This window comes from Pseudoxanthomonas sp. JBR18 (assembly GCF_028198165.1).
Lineage (GTDB): Bacteria > Pseudomonadota > Gammaproteobacteria > Xanthomonadales > Xanthomonadaceae > Pseudoxanthomonas_A.
In genome coordinates this window covers 3,231,660-3,253,305 of record NZ_CP116339.1, presented here as the reverse complement: position 1 = coordinate 3,253,305, position 21,646 = coordinate 3,231,660, and the positions used below count along the sequence as shown (strand labels likewise).

Sequence of the window (21,646 nt, the reverse complement as noted above, 5' to 3'; positions counted from 1 at the left end):
GTCCGGTGGCATGGGAAGCCGCGGGCCGTCGTATGTGTTCACGAGGCCGGCGCGTCCTCGTTGGGATCGGCCGATTCAGGGGCGGCTTCGCCATAGAAGTGCCGGATCAGGGCTTCGTCCAGGCGTCGCTCCTCCGGCGACCGGGCCCTTCGAGCACGTGCCGGCGGTTCGGCTGGCGCTCGTGCCTGCTCACGCGCGAGCTCGGCCAGGTTCGCCAGCGCAACGTTCGCCTGGGCCTGGGCCTGCTGGGTTACCTGCACCACCTGCAGCAGCGGCTCGATTGCCGCTCTCAGCGTGGCCGGCAGCTGGACCAGCGCGTCGCTCGGTGGCACCTGCGCGCGCGCCTGAGCCACCTGCTGGAGCAGCTCGAGCACCGCCGGCCAGGGCGCCTGGTTGCCCGTATCCACCACCTTTTCCGCAGCCCCAGGTCGCAGACCCGCCAATCCGCCGGCGATATCGGCCAGCTGGGCCACCACGCGACCACCGACATCGGCATCGTCCGCACCCATCGCCTTGTTGCGCAGGAAGTCGCGTTTGATCTGTTCCCAGCGCGCGGCGCCGGCCTCGTCCAGCACCCCGCGCAGCTCGGCCAGCTTGAGCAGGTTCTCTTCCGCGCCAGTGGTCAGCAGCTGCGCCTCGCCCAGATAGTGGTCGGAGATCAGCTGCTGCAGCTCGGCGGCATTCATGACCGGCGAGACTTTCTCGGCCAGCTTGTTCATGTTGCGGTAGCTGCCCTGCAGGCGGAACGGCGGTTCGGTGCGATAGCGATCGTCCTGCGCGGCACTGGCGATGTACTGCTGGTTGACGCGATAGACCACGTCGCGCACCTGCAGCAGTCGCTGCAGTGTCGCGACGATCTCGTTCACTTCAGCGCCGCTGTAGGCGTGACTCAACGCATTGGTGGAGACCTCCTTGCCGCGCGCCCGGTCGACCAGCAGATACAGATCGGCCATGTCGCGCGTGGCCAGCGGCGCGAGCACCGCGTTGGAGGTCAGGCTGTTCTCGATGTAGCTCAGGGTGAAAGCATCTTCCATGCCGCCCAGCACATCGCCCAGGTTGTAGATGTCTGCGCGGTTGGCCAGCATGTCCGGGATCTTGAAGACCTCGCCGGACTCGGTGTACGGATTGCCGGCCATGACCACGCAGAACTTCTTGCCACGCATGTCGTAGGTGCGGGTGCGGCCCTTCCACACCCCTTCGATGCGGCGGGTGCCGTCGCACAGTGAGATGAACTTCTGCAGGAACTCGGGATGGGTGTGCTGGATGTCGTCGACATACAGCATGGTGTTGTTGCCCATCTCCAGCGCGAGGTTGAGCTTTTCCAGCTCCTGGCGCGAGGTGGCATCCGGCGCTTGCGCCGGATCCAGCGAGCGCACCTGGTGGCCCAGCGCCGGCCCGTTGATCTTCATGAAGACCAGGCCCAGGCGACTGGCCACGTATTCCATCAGCGTGGTTTTGCCGTAACCCGGCGGCGAGATCATCATCAGCAGACCCATCAGGTCGCTGCGCTTGTCCTCGCCCACCGTGCCCATCTGCTTGGCTAGGTTGTCGCCGATCAGCGGCAGGTAGACCTCGTTGATGAGCTTGTTGCGCACGAACGAGGACAACGGCCGGGCCCTGAACTCGGACAGGCGCAGGCTCTCGCGTTCACGCGAGACGATCTGCTGGCGCACGGCCTGGTAACGCTGGAAGCCGGGTACGAACACGGCGCGGTGCTGGCGCATGCGACCGAGGAAATCGTCGACCGACAGCACCAGCCGCCCCTCGACCACACGCGGGTGCTCGCCGATCAGGCCTTCGACCGTGGTCATCATGGCCAGCTCGACCGGCCGGGTGCGCAGCGAGGCCCCAACCAGCAGCAGCGCCGCTGCCTCGCCCACGTAGCCGGCCTGGGCGGCGAACTGCGGATCGCGGCACAGGCCGTCCAGCCATTGCACCGCCAGCGACCAGCGCGCGGACAGGCTGGCATCAGGCTGGGCCAAGGCGCGTTCAACCTCCTCGCGCAGCCCAGCCTGGTCGAGACGCGCGTGCAGGGCCTCGACCAGGCCGCGCCCATAGCGGCTCACCGCGAACGTCGGCTCGCCCTGGCCTAGCTCTGCGGCCAGGTACGCGGCGGCGGCAGACGACACGGCCGCATCGAACGGCAAGCCCTGCGTCTCGATAAATCCGGCCAGGGCCTCGGTCATCTCGGCCTGCAGCGCTTCGACACCGGCTTGCGATCCGAACAGGCGAGCGATGGCATCGGCGCCCGCTTGTCGCGAGACCCAGTGCATGACATCGGCCCGGCGCTGGTGCGTGGCCCAGAACAGCCAGGCCAGCGCGCGCGGCAGCGGCGCATGCACCAGCACACCGGCCGCCTGGTAGAGCGGCAGCAGCGCGCGCAGGATGGCGGTGGCGTCATGGTCGTGGATGCCGCGCTCGTAGCCTTCGCGATAGCGCGGCGCGGCGAAGTCGCGCACCACCTTGGCCAGCGCGTCCGGTTCGGCCGCCTGGTGCGCCAGCGTGGCCAGGTCCAGGCCATCGTGGCCGCCGAGCGCAGCTTCAAGCACGCTGCCGGCCAGGTATTCGCCGCGATACAGCGCCGGGGATTCGGAATCCAGCGCCACCTGCCAGTAGGGCTGCAGCGGTGCCAGCGCTGGGTCGTCGATCGGCTCGAGGAAATCGGTGCCGGTCAGGTGCAGGGCCAGCGCATCGCCACGCGACAGGATGGTCAGGTCCAGCGGCTGGGTATTGACGCTGAAGCGGTGGCGCGGCCCCAGCCTGACCACGTTGCCGCCGGCCTCGAACAGCTCGCTGCGGTCGCGCAGCGCACGCACGGCCTGGTCGCGGGTGGCCTTGAGCCGCGACTCGATGTCGTCGGCCTTGACGCTGTCGCGATAGCCGCGCAGGCGCTCGGCCAGTTCGCGCAGCTTGAGAATCAGTGGATCGCCGGCGAAGAAGGCATTGAGCTCGTCGGCGCTGGTGAAGCGCTCGGTGCGCCGGCCCAGGCCATCGAGGATGCGGCTGGCCGCGTCCATCACCGCTTGCGCCTTGCGTTGGCGATCGTCCAGCAGCGCCTGCTTGTGGGTCTCGAACGCCTCGATCAGTTCCTCGCGCTTGGCCAAGATGTCGCCCAGGAACTGCTCGTGTTCGCCGAACTGACTTTCCAGCTCCTCCAGCTGGACCATCAGTCGCGAGAGCTGCTCGTCGGCGCGCTCGGGATCGCTGGCCAGCGACAGCGCGCTGGTGATGGCCTGGCCGAACAATGCGAACTGCGCGCCGAACTGGGCCACGGCTTCGGCCGAACCCAGCGACTTGCGCCGCTGTTCGGCGCGCGCGCGGGCCTGGTTGAGGCGCGCATAGATCGCCGAGATCGCCTCAACCACCAACGTGCGCTGGGTGGCATCGTCGACCTTCAGGCCGGCCATCAGCTCGGACAGCATGTCCAGGTCGGCCGACATGGCCTGCATCGCTTCAAGCTGCTCGGCCAGCTGGCGCGCGCTGGTCGCCGCCTGTACGCCGGCATCCATCGCCTCCAGGCGTTCGTTGAATGGCACCAGCGCGGCCTCGCCGGCGAGAAACGCACCCGTCGCCGCGCCCACGCGCGCATGCGCCTCGGACAAGGCAGCGGCCATGGCATCGATAGCGTCGGTGTCGATGTAGCGGTATTCGCGAATGGTCAGCAGGTGTCCACGCTGAGCACCGATGGCATTGAGCGCATCGACGAATTCCTGCACCGCCGTCCAGTTCTCCGGCTGCAGGCGGGCCAGCAGCGCCTTGTGCGCGGACACCGCTTCGGCCATGGCCTGGTCGGACTGCTGGCGGATGGCCTGGACCTTTTCGTATTCGTCCAGCACCGACTCGCCGGTGGCGGTGATCTCGCGCAGCAGCGTGGCCGCACCATCGCAATGCGCGTCGTCCAGCCAGTGATGCGCATCGAACAAACGCCGCGCATCGCCCACCAAGCGCTCGTAACGCTGCACCGAGACATCACGACCCTCGATATCGCGGCTCAGCCCCAGCAGATTGGAAATGCCCCGGACCAGCTCGGCGTTGCCGATCCGGCCCATGAAGCTGTTGCTGGCCGGCCGCGCGGCGGCGAACTCGTCGCTGGTGAAGGGCGTCAGCCACACCTGCATCGGGTGGATGCGCGTGGGTTGATCGCCCTCGGCGTGGAACAGCACCATGCGCCCGTCCTGCAGCAGCGCGTAGCCGTGCCCGAACACCGGGTTCTGCAGCGCCCGCTGGATGGTGTTGTAAACGAACAGCGCCGACCGGCCGCCCTCGCGTTCGTAGAAGATGTAGAGCACGTCCTCGCCGTTGGGCGAGCGGATCGCCCGCTTGAACTGCATCCCGTCCATGGAGGCATCGAAGGCCTTGTGCTCGCCGCCCTGCAGGTAATAGCCGCCCGGGAAGAGGATGCCGTGATCCTCGGGCAGCTGCACGCAGGCCTGGACGATGGCATCGTTGCGCACCAGGTGCCCGGTCAGGGTGTTGTAGATCATTCCGCGCCAGGCGGTCTCGCGATAGGGCAGCACCTTGAGCAGGACCAGCGTGCCGACCCGGGCAAAGTCGAACTGGGCATCGTCAAGCGACTGAGTGGCGTCCTCGACCGGTTCGCTGTAGATGCCCTGCCCGGTCTCGGTGTTGTTCTCCACCTTGATGGTCAGGTCTCCGCCGGTGGTTTCCACGAACAACGTGTCGAGGATGTTCAGATGCGTGTGGCGGCCGGTGACGGCCAGCTCGCGCGTGGCCCGGGTCCATTCGAAATCGAACGGCGGCGGCAGCGCGATGTCGCGCTCGCCGCGCGCGTCCAGGTAGCTCAGCGTGCCGTCGCTGTCGATCGCCCAGCGGAACACACGCACATCGGTACTGCGCTCGCCGATCTGGAAGGCGGCCAGCAGCTTTCCGCCCTCCACGATCAGCTGCAGCAGGCGGGCATGCTTGTAGTAGGCGTACAGCTCGGTGAAGTCGTGGACGAAGCCGGCCTGCCCCAGGAAGCTGTCCGCTGCGGCCACCGGCACCACATCGTAGCCTTCGGTTCCCTCGACCAGCCGGTACAGGCCGAACACATCCTCGATCCGGGTCTGAGTCTTCAACCCGATGAACACGTTGTAGCCAAAGAGCAGCATGTCCGCGCCGACCTGGACCACGTCACGGCCGACGCAGTTGTTCTCGGTGCGGATGCGGAACCGGCCTGCGACCTCCAGGCGGCTGTCACCGAACTCGGCCAGGCGCCGTGCATTGAGGCCATCGACCACCTGGCGCAGGCGCGCCCCTTGCTCGCTCAGGCGCCGGCGCAGGACCTCGTAGGCGCCGCCACGGGCGACGGCCTGATCAACCTGGCCCTGTGCGCGGCCCTGCTCGGGCGTCTCGGGAGCGATGTGCGGATCGGACATGGTGCAGCGGTTCCTTGCGTCAGGCGGGCCAGCGGCCGCGTACCGATGCGCGGCCTAGCGGGATCACGGCGACACGCATCCACTCTGGTGCGTGGTCATCACCCGCGCGATCAGGCGTTGTCCAGCGAGACGCCGTGCGCAGCGCCCTTATCGGCATCGCCAACGCCGTTGCCCAGGGAACGCGCCGGTGCCCCGGGACGCTGCACCCCCAGGTAACGCTGCATCAGGTCCTGCACGATTGGGCTCTTGTCGGCCAGTCCCTCGATCGACTTGCCCAGCGAGACGGCCTTGATGAGGTTGTCGAACATGCCGCCATCGCCGCCCACCAGGTCGATGTCGGCGTTGCGCAGCGCGGTGGCGATGACCTCGGCGTTTTCCTTGGACACTTCGCGACCGGCGTCGATGGACGCCAGGGCCTGCTTGAGGCTGGTGTCCAGCATCATGCGGAACTCCTCGTGGCCGCGCGCGGTGTCGCTGAGCGAGCCGATGGCCTCGAACTTGCGGGTCAGGCCCTGGGCCTCGGCGAAGAGCTTCTTCTCCACCACGCTGGCCTCGGCCAGGCCCAGCGATTCGGTGGCGCTGGCCTTGGCCTTGCCCATCTGCTCCTCGCCCTGCGCCCGGGCTTCCAGGGTCTGCGCCAGCACGCGTGCCTCGGTGGTGCCCTGCTTGAGGTTGGCCTCGGCCTTGGCCTCGATCACGCGCGCCTCGGCCACGCCGACCTTCTCGATGGCCAGTGCGGAGGCCTCCTTGACCTGGGCGTCGGCCAGACCGGGGGCGGCCTGCTCGGCGCGGATGCCGTCGGCCAGGACCTTCTTGGCCTCGGCCTGGCGGCCGGCGGCTTCGAACTCGGCCTGGGCCAGAGTGGTCAGCTCCACGGCACGATGCTTGGCCGCCGTCTCGCGGGCCTGCGCTTCCTTGACCTGGCGCACCAGCAGCTCCTGCGCCTTGGCTTCGGCTTCCAGGATGGTGACCTGCTTCTGGCGGTCGGCCTCGGAGACCTCGCGCACCTCCTTGATGCGCTCTTCTTCCTGGGCCACGGTCTTGTCGATGGCGATGCGCTCGCGGGTGATGTTGGCCACGTCCATCTTGCCGTTCTCCACGACCTTGTCGCGCTCCACGCCCTGCAGCTGGACCTCGCGATCGGTAGTGACCTGCTCAAGCGCGCGCGCCCGGGCCACGCGCTCGGCCTCGATGGCGACCGCACGCTGGCGGTTCTGCTCGGCGACCTCGACCTCGCGCAGGCGGTTCTGCTCGCGGATGTCGATCAGCTGCTGCGCTTCGATGCGCGCGTTCTCGGCCAGCTGGCGCTGCTCCTCCTGCACCTTGAGCGTCTCGGCCTCCTCGCGCGCGCGGATGGTCTCCACCTCGCGCTTCTGGCGGGCCTCGGCCTCGGCCTGCTGCCGCTCCAGCGCCAGGGTCGCTTCGCGCGCCTCGACGTTCTTTTTGGTGATGGCCAGGCGCTCGTTCTGCTCCAGCTCGTTCGTCACCACGTTCTGCGCAGCGGTCAGCTCGGTGATCTTGCGGATGCCCTCGGCGTCCAGGATGTTGTACGGATCCAGCAGCGCCTTGGGTGTCTGCTCCAGGTAATCGATGGCCACGTCTTCGAGCACATAGCCGTTGAGGTCGTTGCCGATCACCGCGACGATCTCATCGCGGAACTCCTGGCGCTTCTCGAACAGTTCGGTGAAGTCGAACTTCTTGCCGACCGTCTTGAGCGCCTCGGAGAACTTGGCGTTGAACAGCTCATCGACCGCGTCCTTGTCCGAGGCCCGGTCGGCACCGATGGCCTTGGCCACTCGCAGCACGTCGGCCTGGGTCTCGTTGACGCGCAGGTAGAAGGCCACGGCGATGTCCGCGCGCATGTTGTCACGGCAGATCAGGCCTTCCTTGCCACGGCGGTCCACCTGCAGGGTGATCAGGCTGATCTGCATCTGCTCGGCGCGATAGAGCACCGGAATGATGAGCGCGCCGGTGAAATGCACCTTGGGCGTGGCGCTCATGTCATTGACGATCAGGGCCACGCCCTGGTCGACCTTGCGGTAGAAGGCCTTGAACAGGCCGGCGATGCCCAGCAGCAGCACCAGCAGGATGCCGACGCCGATCACGAACGGGGCAAGGGTGGCAAAACTCATCTGGTACTTCTCCTCAGGGCAGATGCCGCGTATCCGACGCAGCAGGCAACAGCGCGTCCGACTCACGGACGACGTGGTAATGGTTGTGGGTGGCGTCGTAGTCCACCAGCAGCACACGGTCTCCCCGTGCGAGTTCCTGGCCGGGCGCGGTGCGCACCTGCAGCAGCAGGCCGGCACCACCGTCATCGACGCTGGCGCGACCGGACGCCGCATCGACGCGCGGCGACACCACCACGCCGGCGCGACCGAGGGTGGCGGCCTGCTCGACGGGACGCAGCTTGAGCAACAGGCGCCGGATCGGCCGCAGCACCAGGGCGCTGGCAGCCACGCCCGGGATCAGCGCCGCCAGCGCGAGCAGCGCCCCCAGCCCCCAGCGCAGCGCGGGACCGACATGCTGGAGGAAGAACAGGTGGCCAAAATAGGTGACCGTCCAGCCAAAGAAGGCGACCAGCGCCACCACCAGCATCACCGGCGCGCCGCCCAGGCCCAGGCGGGCGAACATCCCCGAGACGCCATGCAGCGCGTGGTCGCCATCCAGATGGAGGTCGGCGTGATGCACATCGCCGCCGTGCAGGCCATCGGCATCGACGATGCCCGTGGCGGCCAGCAGCCAGTACGCGACCGAGAAGCCCAGCACTATGCTGTACGGCAACGTGGGCCAGCTCAACGCGACAGACAGAAACTCCAACATTCCTTCGATTCCCCTGCCCCGCGCGGTTCGCGCCACGCGTGGTGTCCTGCGTGCCTTCCCCGAGCGACCCCTTGTCGCTGCGCCAGCCTGGCGCGACACGTCCCCGATTATTCCAGCCGATGGGCAGCGGTGGCAACGCGCGGCACGCGACCTCAGCCGGCATCGGCCTCGCGCACGGCCTGCACGAAGCGCTGCATCGCCTCCGGGTCCTTGTGGCCAGGGGCCGACTCGATGCCGCTGGCGACATCCACGCCCCAAGGGCGCGCACTGCGCACCGCGTTGCCGACGGTGTCGGCGGTCAGGCCGCCGGCCAGCAGGCAGGGGCGCCCGGCCGCGCGCGGGTAGCGCGCCCAGTCGAAGGTCTTGCCGCTGCCACCGGTGCCTCCGGGCACATGGCTGTCGAGCACGAAACCCCACGCCGAGGGGTAGGCCTGCATGGCGGCCTCCGCCTGCAGCGTCCCGCCCATCGGCAGGGCCTTGAGGAAAGGCACCCCGGACGCCGCGGCAAAACCGTCGGACTCGCCACCATGGAACTGCAGCAGGTCCGGGCGGACGTGTTCGACGATCGCCGCGACCTCCTCCACGCCCGGATCCATGACCAGCGCGACCGCGCCGATGCTGTCGGGAATCAGCGCGCGTAGTTCGCACGCCTGCTCGATCGAAAGCCTGCGCGGGCTGCGCGCGAAGATCAGGCCGATGTAGTCCACGCCCAGTTCCACCGCCAGGCGCACGTCCTGGGGACGGGTCATGCCGCAAAACTTGATGCGCGTCTGCATGGGAAACCTGGCGGTCAGCGGGTCGCCAGTCTAAGCGGGCAGCGCACCACCTCGCTCAGCCGGCGAGCGTGACTTCCACCGGCAGGCCCCAGTGCGCCTCGTACAGCGGGCCAACAAAGACCAGTCCCTGCGGGGGTGCAGTCGGGCCGGCCACGGTGCGGTCGCGGCCGGCGAGCAGGCGCGCGATCCAGCCTTCCGGCTGCTCGCCGCGCCCGACGACCAGCAGCGAGCCGACGATGTTGCGCACCATGTGATGCAGAAACGCATTGGCCTGTACCTCGACGATCACCTGTTCGCCCTGGCGGGTGACCTGGATGGCCTGCAGTTCGCGCATCGGGTGCCGGGCCTGGCAGTGCACGGTGCGGAACGCGGAGAAGTCGTTCTCGCCCAGCAGCGCCTGTGCGGCCCGGTGCATCGCCTCGGCATCCAGCGGCAGGCGCTCCCAGGACAGCAACTGGCGCCCGAGCGCCGGACGCACGGGGCGGTTCAACAGCACGTAGCGATAGCGCCGCGCGCGCGCGGAAAAGCGCGCGTGGAAATCAGGGGCCACCGGCCTGCACCAGCGCACGCAGATCGAGGGTGGCAGGTTGGCGGTGGCGCCCAGGGTCCAGCCGCGCGGGGTGCGCTCGACGTCGGTTTCGAAGTGCACGACCTGGCACTGGCCGTGCACGCCGGCATCGGTGCGTCCGGCGCAGACCGTGTCGATCGGCGCGTTGGCCACGGTCGACAGGGCGGCTTCCAGCGTGGACTGCACGCTGGGTGTATGCACCGGCGCACCAGGCTTCTCCAGCCGCTGCCAGCCCTGGAAGTCGCCGCCGTCGTACTCGACGCCAAGCGCGTAACGCATCCCGTGCGGCCCCTGCTGCGGGCTCAGCCCAGCTCGTTCAGGAGCTGGGCGGCTTCGGCAGCGGCCTGCGGATCGTCCCCGGCGGCCACCTGGCCCAGCAGGGCACGCGCGGCTTCGGTATCGCCCAGGTCGAGGTAGGCGATGGCCAGTTCCAGACGCTCGCGCCCGCCTGCGGACGGCGCGGCGGCGGGCGTGGACGCGGGCGTCGGCGTCTGGACGGGCGTTACGGCCGGTGCCACCTCGGCTTCCGTAACCGGCGCCTCGGCGGGCGATGGCGATGACGATGACGATGACGATGGCGCCGATGCCGATGCCGATGCCGATGCCGGCACAATCTGCGCCAGCGTCGGTTGCGGGGCATTGGGCGTGTGCCAGGTCGGCTTGGCCGTCGGACTCATCCAGGTCGGAGTAACGGCCGGCGCAGGCGACGCGTCGTGGGACGCGACCGGAGTCGGGTCGACATAGTTCGGGGTGTAGCGCGGGGCCGGCGTCGGGTCAGGTGCGATCGGGGCGTCCGCCGCCTCGCCCGCTACCGACGCCTCGACTTCCTCGCGCGGCGGCGGCGTGACCGGGGCTGGCGCCACCAGCGGCCCCTTGTAGACCGGCACCGGACGCGGCCCGCTCCGGCGGCGCAGGAGCACCCAGGCGGCCAGGCCGACGATCACCAGGGCCAGGCCCAGCCACAGCCAGACCGGCACCCCAGGCTGCGCGCCCTGCCCCAGGCGCTGCTGGGCGGCGGCCAGGTCGCTGTCCTTCATCGCCAGCAGCTGCGCCTGTTGGCTCTTGAGCTTTTCCAGTTCGGCCACCTGGGCCTTGAGCTCCTGGACCTCGGCATTGCGCGCGGCCAGGTCCTCGCGGGTCTGCCGCAGTTGTTCGTTCGCCAGCATGTCGCCCTCGCCTCCGGCATCGGTGCCGGATGTGGTTCCTGCACGCTGCGCGGCGTCGGCCGCCGGCGGTGCGATTTCAAGTCGTGCATCGGCCACCTTGGGCGCCGTCCCCGAGGCCGGCGCCGGCGGCTCGGCCAGCGCGTTCGCCGGCTGCGGGATCGGCTGGCGCGCCTGGCGCCAGTCGGACACCTGCTGCCGGACCATCGCCGCGGCCTGGGCCGCGGCCAGGGCCTGGATCTGTTCGGCCTGCGGCACCCGCAACACCGCGCCACTGCGCACGCGATTGATGTTGCCGCCGATGAAGGCCTCGGGATTGGCCTGCAGCAAGGCCATCATCGTCTGGTCCAGGGTGCCGCCCTGCGCCAGCCCGCGCGCGATCTGCGACAGGGCCTGGCCTTGGCGCACGGTGACCGTCTCCGGAACGCTGCCGGACACCGGCGCTGCGGCAGGTGCAGACGCAGCGGACGGCCTAGGCGGCGGAAGCGCGTTAGATGCGGTCGTGCTTTCAGGCGCCGGCGCATCCTGCACGGGCGCCGGTGCAGGCGTCGGACGCTGGATCCGGCTGGAAGGCGCCGGCGTGGGCGCCTGGATCGTTGGCTGCCCCGCGGCCGCCACCGAACCGGGCGCACCGACCAGCGCGGAATACTCGCGGACCAGGCGGCCCTGGCCCCAGTCCACCTCGATCAGGAAGCTGACTGCCGGCGTCTGCACCGGGTCCTGGCTGGTCACCCGGATGACCGGCTTGCCGTCGTCGGACAGCGCCACGGCGAAGTCCAGTTGGCTGACCAGCCCGGACGGACGTTGCAGGCCCACCCGCTCGAAGATCACCGGCGAGGCCAGCCGCGCACGCAGCTGGTCCAGTTCGCCCGGGGCGCTGGAGATCACCGGAATCTCGGCCACGAGCGGCTCGCCAGGCTTGGACTTCACCCGGATCTCGCCCAGGCCCAGGGCCATGGCGGCGCCACTGATGGCCAGCAATGCAACGGCCAACGCCGCCCGCGCGACGGGTTTGAATCGAGCCAGTTTCAAGAACGTCCCCTGCGATTTCACGCCGCGACTATAGCGGTACAGGCCCGGGAGGTTGAAATCCCGGGCCCAGGACACGGACCGATCCACCGCTGTGAACGGACGTCCCGATCCCCGCCCGGCCACGACCGGCGCGACCACCGCGCGTGGCGATCGGCACGGCCGTGGCGGGTCTTTCAGCCGCCTGCGGCGACCAGTTCGGCCAGCTGCACCGCGTTGAGCGCGGCGCCCTTGCGGATGTTGTCGGCCACCACCCACAGGTTGATCGCGCTGGGGTGCGAGAAGTCCTCGCGGATGCGGCCGACGAAGACCGGGTCCTGGCCCGAGGCATGGGTCACCGGGGTCGGATAGCCGCCCGCCTTGTGCTCGTCGACCACTTCCACGCCCGGCGCGGCGGCCAGCAGGGCGCGCGCCGCCTCCGGAGTGAGCTTCTTCCTGGTCTCGACGTTGACCGCCTCGGAGTGCCCGTAGAACACCGGCACGCGCACGGCGGTCGGGTTCACCAGGATGCTCTTGTCCTCCAGGATCTTCTGGGTCTCCCAGACCAGCTTCATCTCTTCCTTGGTGTAGCCGTTGGGCTGGAAGTCGTCGATGTGCGGGATCAGGTTGAAGGCGATCTGGGCCTGGAACTTCTGCGGCTCGATCTCCTGGAAGGCCAGCAGCTGCGCGGTCTGCTTGCCCAGCTCTTCCATGCCCGAGCGCCCGGCGCCGGACACCGACTGGTAGGTGGCCACGTTGACGCGGGTGATGCCGTATTCGCGGTGGATCGGGGCCAGCACCGGCATCAGCTGCATGGTCGAGCAGTTGGGATTGGCGATGATGCCGCGCGGGCGGTGCTTGGCCGCATGCGGATTGACCTCGGACACCACCAGCGGCACGTCGTCGTCGTAGCGGAAGGTCGAGGAGTTGTCGATGACCACCGCACCGGCGGCGGCAAACTTGGGCGCGTATTCCTTGGACACCCCGCCACCGGCGGAGAAGAGTGCGATGTCCACGCCGGTCGGGTCGAAGGTGGCCAGGTCGAGCACGTCGACCTTCTGGCCCTTGAAATCGACCGTGCCGCCGGCCGAACGCGCCGAGGCCAGGGCGATCAGCTTGCCGACCGGGAAGTCGCGCTCGGCCAGGATGGACAGCATGGTCTCGCCGACGGCGCCGGTGGCGCCCACGACGGCGACGGTGAAGGTGCGGGTTGCGTTGCTCATGAGGGTGTCTTCTTGGAAAGGTTTGATCGGGGGAAACGGGACGCGACGGACCTGGAGCCTTGGGTTCGGGGAACCTCACCGGCGTTGCGTACGCGGCAGGTTCCCTATCGTTTGATCGTGGTGGTTTTGGTGTCGCCCGCAGTCGCGCCGCCGGCATTGGCGGCGTCGAGCGCATCGGCGTTGACCAGGCACGGCGGGCGGCCGGCATCCGGGCCGAACCCCAGCGCGGCCAGCAAGTTGTCCACGGCCAGTTGCACCATGGCCCGACGGGTGGCCAGGCTGGCGCTGCCGATATGCGGGGTCAGCACGACGTTCTTGAGCGCCAGCAGCTCTGGGCGCACCGTGGGCTCGCCTTCGAACACATCCAGCCCGGCGCCGGCCAGGCGGCCGTTGGCCAGGGCGTCGGCCAGCGCCACTTCGTCGACCAGGCCGCCGCGGGCGATGTTCACCAGCGTGGCGGTCGGCTTCATCTTCGCCAGCGCGCCGGCATCGATGAGGTGATGCGCGGCCGGCGTGTAGGGCACGACCAGCACCAGGTGATCGCTACCGCTCAGCAGGTCGTCGAAGGACACGTAGGACGCGCCGAGTTCGGCTTCGACCTTGGCGTCCAGCGGCGAGCGGTTGTGGTACAGCACACGCATGCCAAAGCCGCGGGCGCGGCGCGCGATGGCCTGGCCGATGCGACCCAGCCCCAGGATGCCCAGCGTGCTGCCGTGCAAATCGGCACCCAGCAGGTTGGTGAACGACCAAGTGTTCCACTGCCCGGCGCGCAGAAAGGCTTCGGCCTCGGTGATGCGGCGGGCCGTGGCCATCAGCAGGGCGAAGCCGAGGTCGGCCGTGGTCTCGGTCAGCACGTCGGGCGTATTGGTCGCCGCGATGCCGGCCGCGCCCAACGCCGCGGTGTCCAGGTTGTTGTAGCCGACGCCGACATTGGCGACCGCGCGCAGTCGCGGTGCGCGGGCGATCTCCGCCGCGCCGATGCGCTCGTTGAGCGTGACCAGCGCCCCCTCCAGCGAGGCCAGCTTTTCGGCCAGGTCCGTCGAGGTGTAGCGGGTGACGGCCTGGGTGGTCTCCACGTCGCAATGCGCCCGCAGCTGGTCGACGATGTCGTCGAACAGCGGCTGGCTCACCCAGACGCGGGGCCGCGATTCAGCCATCGATCCGTCCGGGGACGCGTGGTGACACCTCACCGACGTCGCCGCATTGCGCGCGATGGCGCAGCGCCTGGTCCATCAGCACCAGCGCCATCATCGCTTCGGCGATGGGCGTGGCGCGGATGCCCACGCAGGGGTCATGGCGGCCGGTGGTGATGACGTCCACCACGTTGCCGTCCACGTCCACCGTGGCGCCCGGCAGGCGCAGGCTGGAGGTGGGCTTGAGCACGATCGAGGCGACGACCTGCTGGCCGGTGGAAATGCCGCCGAGGATGCCGCCGGCATGGTTGGACGCGAAGCCATGCGGCGTCATCAGGTCACGATGCTCGGTGCCCTTCTGCGCCGCACTGGCGAAGCCGTCGCCGATCTCCACGCCCTTGACCGCGTTGATGCTCATCAGGGCCGCGGCCAGCTCGCCGTCGAGCTTGCCGTAGATCGGCTCGCCCCAGCCCGGCGGCACGCCGTCGGCCACCACGTCCACGCGCGCGCCGACCGAATCGCCGGACTTGCGCAGTGCGTCCATGTAGGTTTCCAGGTCCTCGACCTGTGGCGCATGCGGCCAGAAGAACGGGTTGTCCTCCACTGCGCTCCAGTCGAAACCGGCCGGCCTGATCTCGCCCAACTGCGACAGGAAGCCGCGCACGGTCACACCGTAGCGCTGGGCCAGCCACTTCTTGGCGATCACCCCGGCGGCCACGCGCATGGTGGTCTCGCGCGCGGAGCTGCGCCCGCCGCCGCGCGGGTCGCGGATGCCGTACTTCTGCCAGTAGCTGTAGTCGGCATGGCCCGGGCGGAACTGCGCGGCGATGTTCGCGTAGTCCTTGCTGCGCTGGTCGGTGTTGCGGATCAGCAGGCCGATCGGCGTGCCGGTGGTGCGGCCTTCATAGACGCCGGAAAGGATCTCGACCTCGTCTGCCTCGCGCCGGGCAGAGGTATGGCGGCTCTTGCCGGTGGCACGGCGCTGCAGGTCGTGCGCGAATTCCTCGGCGCTGAGTTCCAGCCCCGGCGGGCAGCCATCGACCACGCAGCCAATCGCCGGCCCATGCGATTCGCCGAAAGTGGTGACGGTCAGCAGCTTGCCGAAGCTGTTGGAACTCATCGCGCCGGACCGCCCGTAGCGCCGAGCTTGCTCGGCTGCTTCTGGCTTTGAATACCGGCCCAGCCGAGCATGTTCGGCGCTACGGCGACGGCGGCGATGTTGTTCTTCATCGCTGCGCCGCCAATTCGGTGATCCGTGCGCTGTGCGCGATCAGTTCGCGGCATTCGACCGCGAAGATGCCCATCTGCCCGACCTTGAACTCGATCCAGGCGAAGTCCACTTCCGGCAACAGTCGGATCAGATGCTGCTCGGACTCACCGACCTCGCAGATCAGCAAGCCGTCCTCGGACAGGTGGATCGGCGCATCACGCAGGATCTTCAGCACCAGATCCAGGCCATCGTCGCCGGCGCGCAGGCCCAGCTCGGGCTCGTAGGCGTATTCGCGCGGCAGCGCATCGGTCTCGTCGTTGGTGACGTAGGGCGGATTGGTGACGATCAGATCGTAGTGGCGCCCGGACAGCCCGGCGAACAGGTCGGACTTCACCAGCTCGACGTTGTCGGCCAGCAGGCGCTGCTTGTTTTCCGCGGCCAGGGCCAGGGCGTCGTCACTGATGTCAGCGCCATCCACCTGCCAGTCCGGGTTGTAATGCCCCATCGCAATGGCGATGCAGCCAGACCCGGTGCACAGGTCCAGCGCGCGATGCACGTCGCGCCCGCCCAGCCACGGCTCGAAGCCGGAGACGATCAGTTCGGCGATGGGCGAACGCGGCACCAGCGCACGCGTGTCGGACTTGAAGCTCAGGCCGGCGAACCAGGCCTCGCCGCTCAGGTAGGCCACCGGCACACGCTCGACCACGCGGCGCTCGATCAGCGCCAGGACGGCCTGCTTCTCTTCCGGCAGCAGACGCGCCTGGCCATAGGCGGGACCGAGGTCCGGCGGCAGGTGCAGCGTGTGCAGGACCAGGGCGGTGGCCTCGTCCAGCGCGTTGTCGTGGCTGTGCCCGAAGGTCAACCCGGCCGCGTTGAAGCGGCTGGCGCCGTAGCGGATCAGGTCGATGATGGTATGCAGGGCGTCGGCTGCGCTGGCAGTCATGGACAACAACGGATGAAGGCGGCCGCCGATTATAGAGGGACGGCCCGGTATCATGGCCCTTCGTTGCACGGGAAACGGAAAATGGGTAAACGCAGCTTCGGCGTTCTGATTTTGATCGTGGCGGCCGGCATTCTCGGCGTGCTGGCGGCCAACAAGTTGCTCGCACCGTCCAAGGACGGCGATGCCCGGTGGCCGGCCACCCAGGCGGTCACCCTGCTGCCCCGCCCGCGCGTCCTGCCGGAATTCTCCCTGCGCCAGGCCGACGGCACCCAGCTCACCCAGGGCGAGCTACGCGGCCACTGGACCCTGGTGTTTTTGGGCTTCACCTTCTGCCCGGACGTGTGCCCGACCACCCTGGCGCAGCTGGCCCAGGCGCAGAAGCAGTGGGCCGCCCTGCCCGACAGCATCCGCCCGAGGCTGTTGTTTGTCTCGATCGACCCCGAGCGCGACACGCCGACCAAGGTGGGCGAATATGCGCATGCGTTTCATCCCGACACGCTGGCCGCCACGGCCGATGTTCCGGCACTGGAAGCGTTCGCCAAGTCGCTGAGCCTGGTCTTCGTCAAGGTCCCGGGCGAGCATTTCAAACAGAACCCGCAGGATTATTCGATGGACCACTCCGCCCAGATCGTCGTGCTCGACCCGCAGGGGCGCATGGCAGGCTTGATCCAGCCGCCCTTCGACCCGGCCGCCATCGGCGCGGACATGCTCAAGCTGACCGAGGCCATGCCCAAGTGAGCCTGGTCACCACCCTCACCTACGCCTTGCCGCATCGGGTCCTGTCCTCGCTGGCGCGAAAATTGGCGTACTCGGACAACCCGGCGATCAAGCAGAAGATCATCGATACGGTGGTGGCCAAGTTCAACGTGAACCTGGCCGAGGCCGCCCAACCCGATCCGACCGCCTATCCCACGTTCAATGCGTTCTTCACCCGGGCGCTGAAGCCCGGCGCGCGCATGCCCGACCCGGACCGCCGCAGCCTGCTGATGCCGGCCGACGGTCATATCAGCCAGTGCGGGCCGATCGAGTCGGGCCGCATTTTCCAGGCCAAGGGCAAGCACTTCACCGCCGCTGCGCTGCTGGGCAGCGAGGCCGATGCGGCGCCTTTCGAGCATGGCGTGTACGCCACGGTGTACCTGTCGCCCCGCGACTATCACCGCGTGCACATGCCCTGGACCGGCACCTTGCGCGAAACGGTGCACGTGCCCGGGCGGCTGTTCAGCGTGGGCACCGATGCGGTGGCCAACGTGCAGGGACTGTTCGCCCGCAACGAGCGGCTGGTGTGCCACTTCGACACCGATTTCGGCCCCATGGCCTGCGTGATGGTCGGCGCGATGCTGGTCTCCGGCGTGGAGACGGTCTGGAGTGGCGTGGAGATTCCCGAGTACGCGACCAGGATCACCCGCAAGGACTATCGCGGCCAGGGCATCGTGCTGGAACGCTTTGGCGAGATGGCCCGCTTCAACTATGGCTCGACGGTGATCGTGCTGCTGCCACCGGGCGTGGCCGAACTGGCCCCGGGCCTGGGTGCCGAGTCCCCGGTACGCCTGGGCCAGGCCCTGGCACGGTTGATGTAGCGCGGAGCTTGCTCCGCTGCACTCACGTCGAATCGAAGGCCCGCCGTAGAGCGGAGCTTGCTCCGCTGCGCTCCGGACAGGTTGTCAGAAAGCCCCAGCGGAGCAAGCTCCGCTCTACGGTTTGGTCGCGGGCGGCAGCGTGGTCGTGGACATTGGGTTCGCCGCGGGCGTCGCTACGCCGCGTATGGCTGCGCCATGCGATCCAGCGCCGCGCGGCCCAGGCGCTCGCCGCTGATCCGGCCCCAGACCTGCGAGAACACCTCGCTGGCCTCGCGCTCGCTCAGGCACTGGGCCTGGACCGCCGCGGACAGCGCATAGCGCGCCTGGGCCCGATCCGAATCCCAGCCAGGATGGTTGATGTAGATGTCGTAGACCGCGCCGATCACCGGCCAATAGAAGGCGAAGCCGCGCGTAGCCGCCGCGCCCGGCAGGTTGTGATACCAGTCCTGCCAGTAATCCTGCTCGGCCTCGATGTCGATGAAGACGCGCGGTAGCCGCGTGCTGATACATGCGTTCATGGCCTGGTCCTGACGTATCAAGCGACCCCTGTTGCGGAATTGTGCCCGCCCTGCATTGCAGATTCTTGAAGCCGGATGCCGTTTGTCGGCGCGTCAGGCCCTGAATCGCGCCGCCGTTCCACGAAAGCGGTTACACGCATCGCTGCCCGCTTTGGACATGCAGACGATGGAACAGCTGTGCGACTCAGGCCCGCGCCAGGCGCGCGCGGCGGCGCGCGGCCTTCTTCTCGCGACGGCGGGCACGCCAGTTGCGCCAGTGCTGCTGCAGGCAGGAGAAGATCACGTACAGCGCCGGCGTGCTCAGCAGGGTCAGGCTCTGCGAGAACAGCAGGCCCCCGATCATCGCGATGCCCAGGGGACGGCGCAGCTCCGAGCCCTCGCCCAGGCCCACGGCGATCGGCACGGCGGCCAGCAACGCCACCATGGTGGTCATCATGATCGGGCGGAAACGCACGATCGAGGCCTCGCGCGCGGCCTGCAGCGGGGTCAGCCCGTGCTCGCGCTGGGCCACCAGGGCGAAGTCGATCATCATGATCGCGTTCTTCTTGACGATGCCGATCAGCAGCACCAGCGCGATCATCGAGATCACCGACAGCTCGGTGTTGGTCACCACCAGGGCCAGCAATGCGCCCACGCCTGCGGCCGGCAGCGTGGACAGGATGGTCACCGGGTGGACCAGGTTCTCGTAGAGCATGCCCAGCACGATGTAGACGGTCAGGATCGCCGCCAGCACCAGCAAGCCCATCGAATTGGGGCTCAGGTCGCGCTGCCAGCCGCCGCCTTCGCTGATCTTGATATCGCCCGGCATGCGCATGCCATCCACGACCGACTTGATGATCGCGCTGGCTTCGCCCGTGCTCACGCCAGGCGCCAGGTTGTAGCTCAGATCCATCGTCGTGTACTGGTTGAGGTGACGCACCTGCGAGGGCGCCAGCCCGTCGACCTGATGGGCCACCGCACTCAGCGGCACCATCTCGCCGCTGCGGCTCTTGAGCATCACCGTCTCGAGCTGGGCGGGCGTGGCGGTCTGGTTGGGCAACGCGTTGACCACCACCGAGTACTGGTTGAGCTCGGAATAGATCGTGGAGACCGAGCGCTGGCCGAAGGCGCCGTAGAGCGCCCCGTCGATGGCACCGATCGAAATGCCCAGCCGCGCGGCTTTCTCACGGTCGATGACGATGTTCTGGCGCAGGCCGCCTTCTTCCACATCGCTGCCGACGTCGCGGAACTTGGGGTTCTTCTTCAACTGGGCCACGACCTTGGGCAGCCAGGTCTGCAGTTCGGCCAGGTCGTTGCCCTGCAGCGAGACCTGATACTGCGCGCCCTGATCGCCGCCGCCGCCATCGCTGGGCAGGTCCTGCACCGCACGCAGGCGCAGTTCCAGGTCCGGGTAGCGATCGGCCTTGGCGCTGAGCCGCGCCAGGACCTCGGCGGTGGTGGCCTTGCGGCCCTCGTCATGGCGCTTGAGCTCGATGTTGAACTGCGCGCTGGAGCCCTGGCGACCACTGCCCAGGCGCACGCCGACGATCTTCACCGCCGGGTCGGCCAGCAGCATGTCGGTGATGCGCTCCTGGCGCGCGCGCATGTCCTCGAAGGACACCGTCGCACTGGACTGCGCCCGGCCCCAGATCAGGCCGGTGTCCTGCGGCGGGAAGCTGCCGGACTTGACCTTGCCGAACAGGAAGATGGTCAGGCCGATCAGGATCAGCGGGGTCAGCGACAGCAGCAGGGCATGGCGCAGGCTGAAATCCAGGCAGGCGGTATATACGCGCAGCATGCCGCGGTGCCCGGCCTCGATCACGCGGCCAATGCGCGATTCTGACGCTTCGGCCGCATGCGGCTGCAGGAAGCGGCTGCACAGCGTCGGTGTGAGGGTCAGCGAGATGATCGCCGACACCGCGATGGCCGCGACCAGGGTCACGGTGAACTCGCGGAAGAACGCACCGATCATTCCCGAGGCGAACAGCACCGGGATGAACACCGCGATCAGCGAGGCAGTGATCGAGACGATGGTGAAGCCGATCTCGCGCGAACCGGCGATGGCCGCCTCCATCCGCGACATGCCCTCGTCCAGGTGGCGCATGATGTTCTCGATGACCACGATCGCATCATCCACCACGAAGCCGATCGCGATCACCAGGGCCAGCAGGCTCAGGTTGTTGAGTGTGTAGCCCAGCGCGTACATCACCACCGCCGAGCCGGCCAGCGACAGGGGCACGGTCACCGTGGCGATGAGCGTGGGCGCCAGCCGGCGCAGGAACAGCGCCATCACCAGCACCACCATCGCTAGGCTGATCAGCAAGGTGATCTCCACCTCGTGCAGCGAGGCACGGATGGTCGGGGTGCGGTCGTAATACGGGGTCAGGGTGGTGCCCTGCGGCAGGTACTCGCGCAGCATCGGCACCTGCGCGCGGATCCGGTCGACGGTGGCCACCACGTTGGCGCCGCTGCGGATGTAGACGTACATCACCACCGCGGGCTTCTTGTTGAACCAGGCTGCCTGGTAGGCGTCCTGCTGCCCGTCGTAGACCTTGGCCACGTCCTTGAGCCGCACGATCACGCCATTCTGGCTGGAGATGCCCAGGTTGGCGAAGTCGGCCGCCTTGCGTACCGAGTCGTTGACCATGATCGCCATGGTCGACTTGCCGTCGGACAGGAAGCCGGTCGGCGAGAGCACGTTGGCCGCGCGCATGGCGTTGCGCAGATCGTCCGGCGACAGCCCCATGGCGTTGAGCGCGCGCAGGTTGACGTCCACGCGCACCGCGGGCGTGGAGGCACCGGCGATATCCACCGAGGACACGCCGCTGACCTGACGCAGCCGCTGGGCCAGCAGTGAATCGGCCAGGTTGTACAGGTCGGCCGCCGACTGGGTGTCGGAGGTCAGCGCCATGGCGATCAGCGGGTCGTCGTTGGGATTGGCTTTCTGAAAGCCCGGCGTGCCCATGCCCGAAGGCAGGTCCGCGCTGGCCGCGCTGAGCGCGGCGGCCACGTCCTGCGCGGCCGAGTCCACATTGCGGCTGGAGTTGAAGCTCAGGAAGACCAGGGAACGTCCCTCGGAGCTGTTGGAGCGCATCGAGTCCACGCCGGGCACCTGCCCCAGGCGCCGTTCCAGCGGCGCGGTCACGGTCGAGGCCATGGTGCTGGCATCGGCGCCGGACTGGCTGGCCTGGACGAAGATGAAGGGGATCTCCAGCGTCGGCAGCGCCGCCACGCCCAGGCGCAGGTAGCACATCAGCCCGATGACGAACAGGCCGGCCGCCAGCAGCGAGATGCCGATGGGGCGACGGATGAAAAGAGTCGAGAGGCTGACGCGACGGGTCATGGCG

Annotated in this window: 14 protein-coding genes; 2 read left to right on the top strand and 12 right to left on the bottom strand. The window is 68.5% G+C overall.

Annotated features, from left to right (window positions below; genetic code table 11):
• Positions 1 to 38: 38 nt before the first annotated feature.
• From PJ250_RS14650 to prmB, 10 genes are all read right to left on the bottom strand, one after another.
• A complete protein-coding gene (locus PJ250_RS14650) occupies positions 39 to 5,378 on the bottom strand; it encodes a DNA repair ATPase (RefSeq protein WP_271645307.1) in 5,340 nt (1,779 codons plus the stop codon).
• 110 nt (positions 5,379 to 5,488) lie between these two features.
• Positions 5,489 to 7,510 (bottom strand): flotillin family protein, encoded by a 2,022-nt coding sequence (locus tag PJ250_RS14645; protein ID WP_271645306.1) that lies wholly within the window; start codon positions 7,508 to 7,510, stop codon positions 5,489 to 5,491.
• A gap of 13 nt (positions 7,511 to 7,523) precedes the next feature.
• Positions 7,524 to 8,201: a hypothetical protein gene (locus tag PJ250_RS14640; protein WP_271645305.1), complete on the bottom strand. Its 678-nt coding sequence runs from the start codon at positions 8,199 to 8,201 to the stop codon at positions 7,524 to 7,526.
• A 152-nt stretch (positions 8,202 to 8,353) separates the two neighbouring features.
• Positions 8,354 to 8,977 carry a phosphoribosylanthranilate isomerase gene (locus PJ250_RS14635; protein WP_271645304.1) on the bottom strand — a complete coding sequence of 208 codons (624 nt, stop codon included), beginning with the start codon at positions 8,975 to 8,977 and terminating at the stop codon, positions 8,354 to 8,356.
• A gap of 55 nt (positions 8,978 to 9,032) precedes the next feature.
• Positions 9,033 to 9,824, bottom strand: coding sequence for a tRNA pseudouridine(38-40) synthase TruA (gene truA / locus PJ250_RS14630; RefSeq protein ID WP_271645303.1), 792 nt, complete (start codon positions 9,822 to 9,824; stop codon positions 9,033 to 9,035).
• Positions 9,825 to 9,847: 23 nt separating this feature from the next.
• Entirely contained in the window at positions 9,848 to 11,740 is a 1,893-nt protein-coding gene (locus PJ250_RS14625) for a FimV/HubP family polar landmark protein (RefSeq protein WP_333909483.1), read from the bottom strand.
• 173 nt (positions 11,741 to 11,913) lie between these two features.
• The gene (locus tag PJ250_RS14620; RefSeq protein ID WP_271645302.1) at positions 11,914 to 12,939 is read right to left on the bottom strand and encodes an aspartate-semialdehyde dehydrogenase; all 1,026 of its coding nucleotides are present in this window, start codon (positions 12,937 to 12,939) and stop codon (positions 11,914 to 11,916) included.
• A gap of 104 nt (positions 12,940 to 13,043) precedes the next feature.
• Positions 13,044 to 14,096 carry a 2-hydroxyacid dehydrogenase gene (locus tag PJ250_RS14615; RefSeq protein ID WP_271645301.1) on the bottom strand — a complete coding sequence of 351 codons (1,053 nt, stop codon included), beginning with the start codon at positions 14,094 to 14,096 and terminating at the stop codon, positions 13,044 to 13,046.
• Entirely contained in the window at positions 14,089 to 15,192 is a 1,104-nt protein-coding gene (aroC, locus tag PJ250_RS14610; RefSeq protein ID WP_271645300.1) for a chorismate synthase, read from the bottom strand. Before aroC ends, PJ250_RS14615 begins: the two co-directional genes overlap by 8 nt.
• Positions 15,193 to 15,298: 106 nt before the next feature.
• A complete protein-coding gene (gene prmB, locus PJ250_RS14605; RefSeq protein WP_271645299.1) occupies positions 15,299 to 16,225 on the bottom strand; it encodes a 50S ribosomal protein L3 N(5)-glutamine methyltransferase in 927 nt (308 codons plus the stop codon).
• Between the two features lie 81 nt (positions 16,226 to 16,306).
• Here prmB and PJ250_RS14600 point away from each other — a divergent pair, with 81 nt between their 5' ends.
• On the top strand, positions 16,307 to 16,963 hold the full coding sequence (locus tag PJ250_RS14600) for an SCO family protein (RefSeq protein ID WP_271645298.1): 657 nt from the start codon (positions 16,307 to 16,309) through the stop codon (positions 16,961 to 16,963).
• Positions 16,960 to 17,802, top strand: coding sequence for an archaetidylserine decarboxylase (asd, locus tag PJ250_RS14595; protein WP_271645297.1), 843 nt, complete (start codon positions 16,960 to 16,962; stop codon positions 17,800 to 17,802). Before PJ250_RS14600 ends, asd begins: the two co-directional genes overlap by 4 nt.
• A 173-nt stretch (positions 17,803 to 17,975) precedes the next feature.
• Here the strand turns inward: asd and PJ250_RS14590 are convergent, their stop codons facing one another.
• Complete coding sequence (locus PJ250_RS14590) at positions 17,976 to 18,320, bottom strand: hypothetical protein (RefSeq protein WP_271645296.1); 345 nt, start codon at positions 18,318 to 18,320, stop codon at positions 17,976 to 17,978.
• 184 nt (positions 18,321 to 18,504) lie between these two features.
• Entirely contained in the window at positions 18,505 to 21,642 is a 3,138-nt protein-coding gene (locus PJ250_RS14585) for an efflux RND transporter permease subunit (protein ID WP_271645295.1), read from the bottom strand.
• Between the last annotated feature and the right edge of the window lie 4 nt (positions 21,643 to 21,646).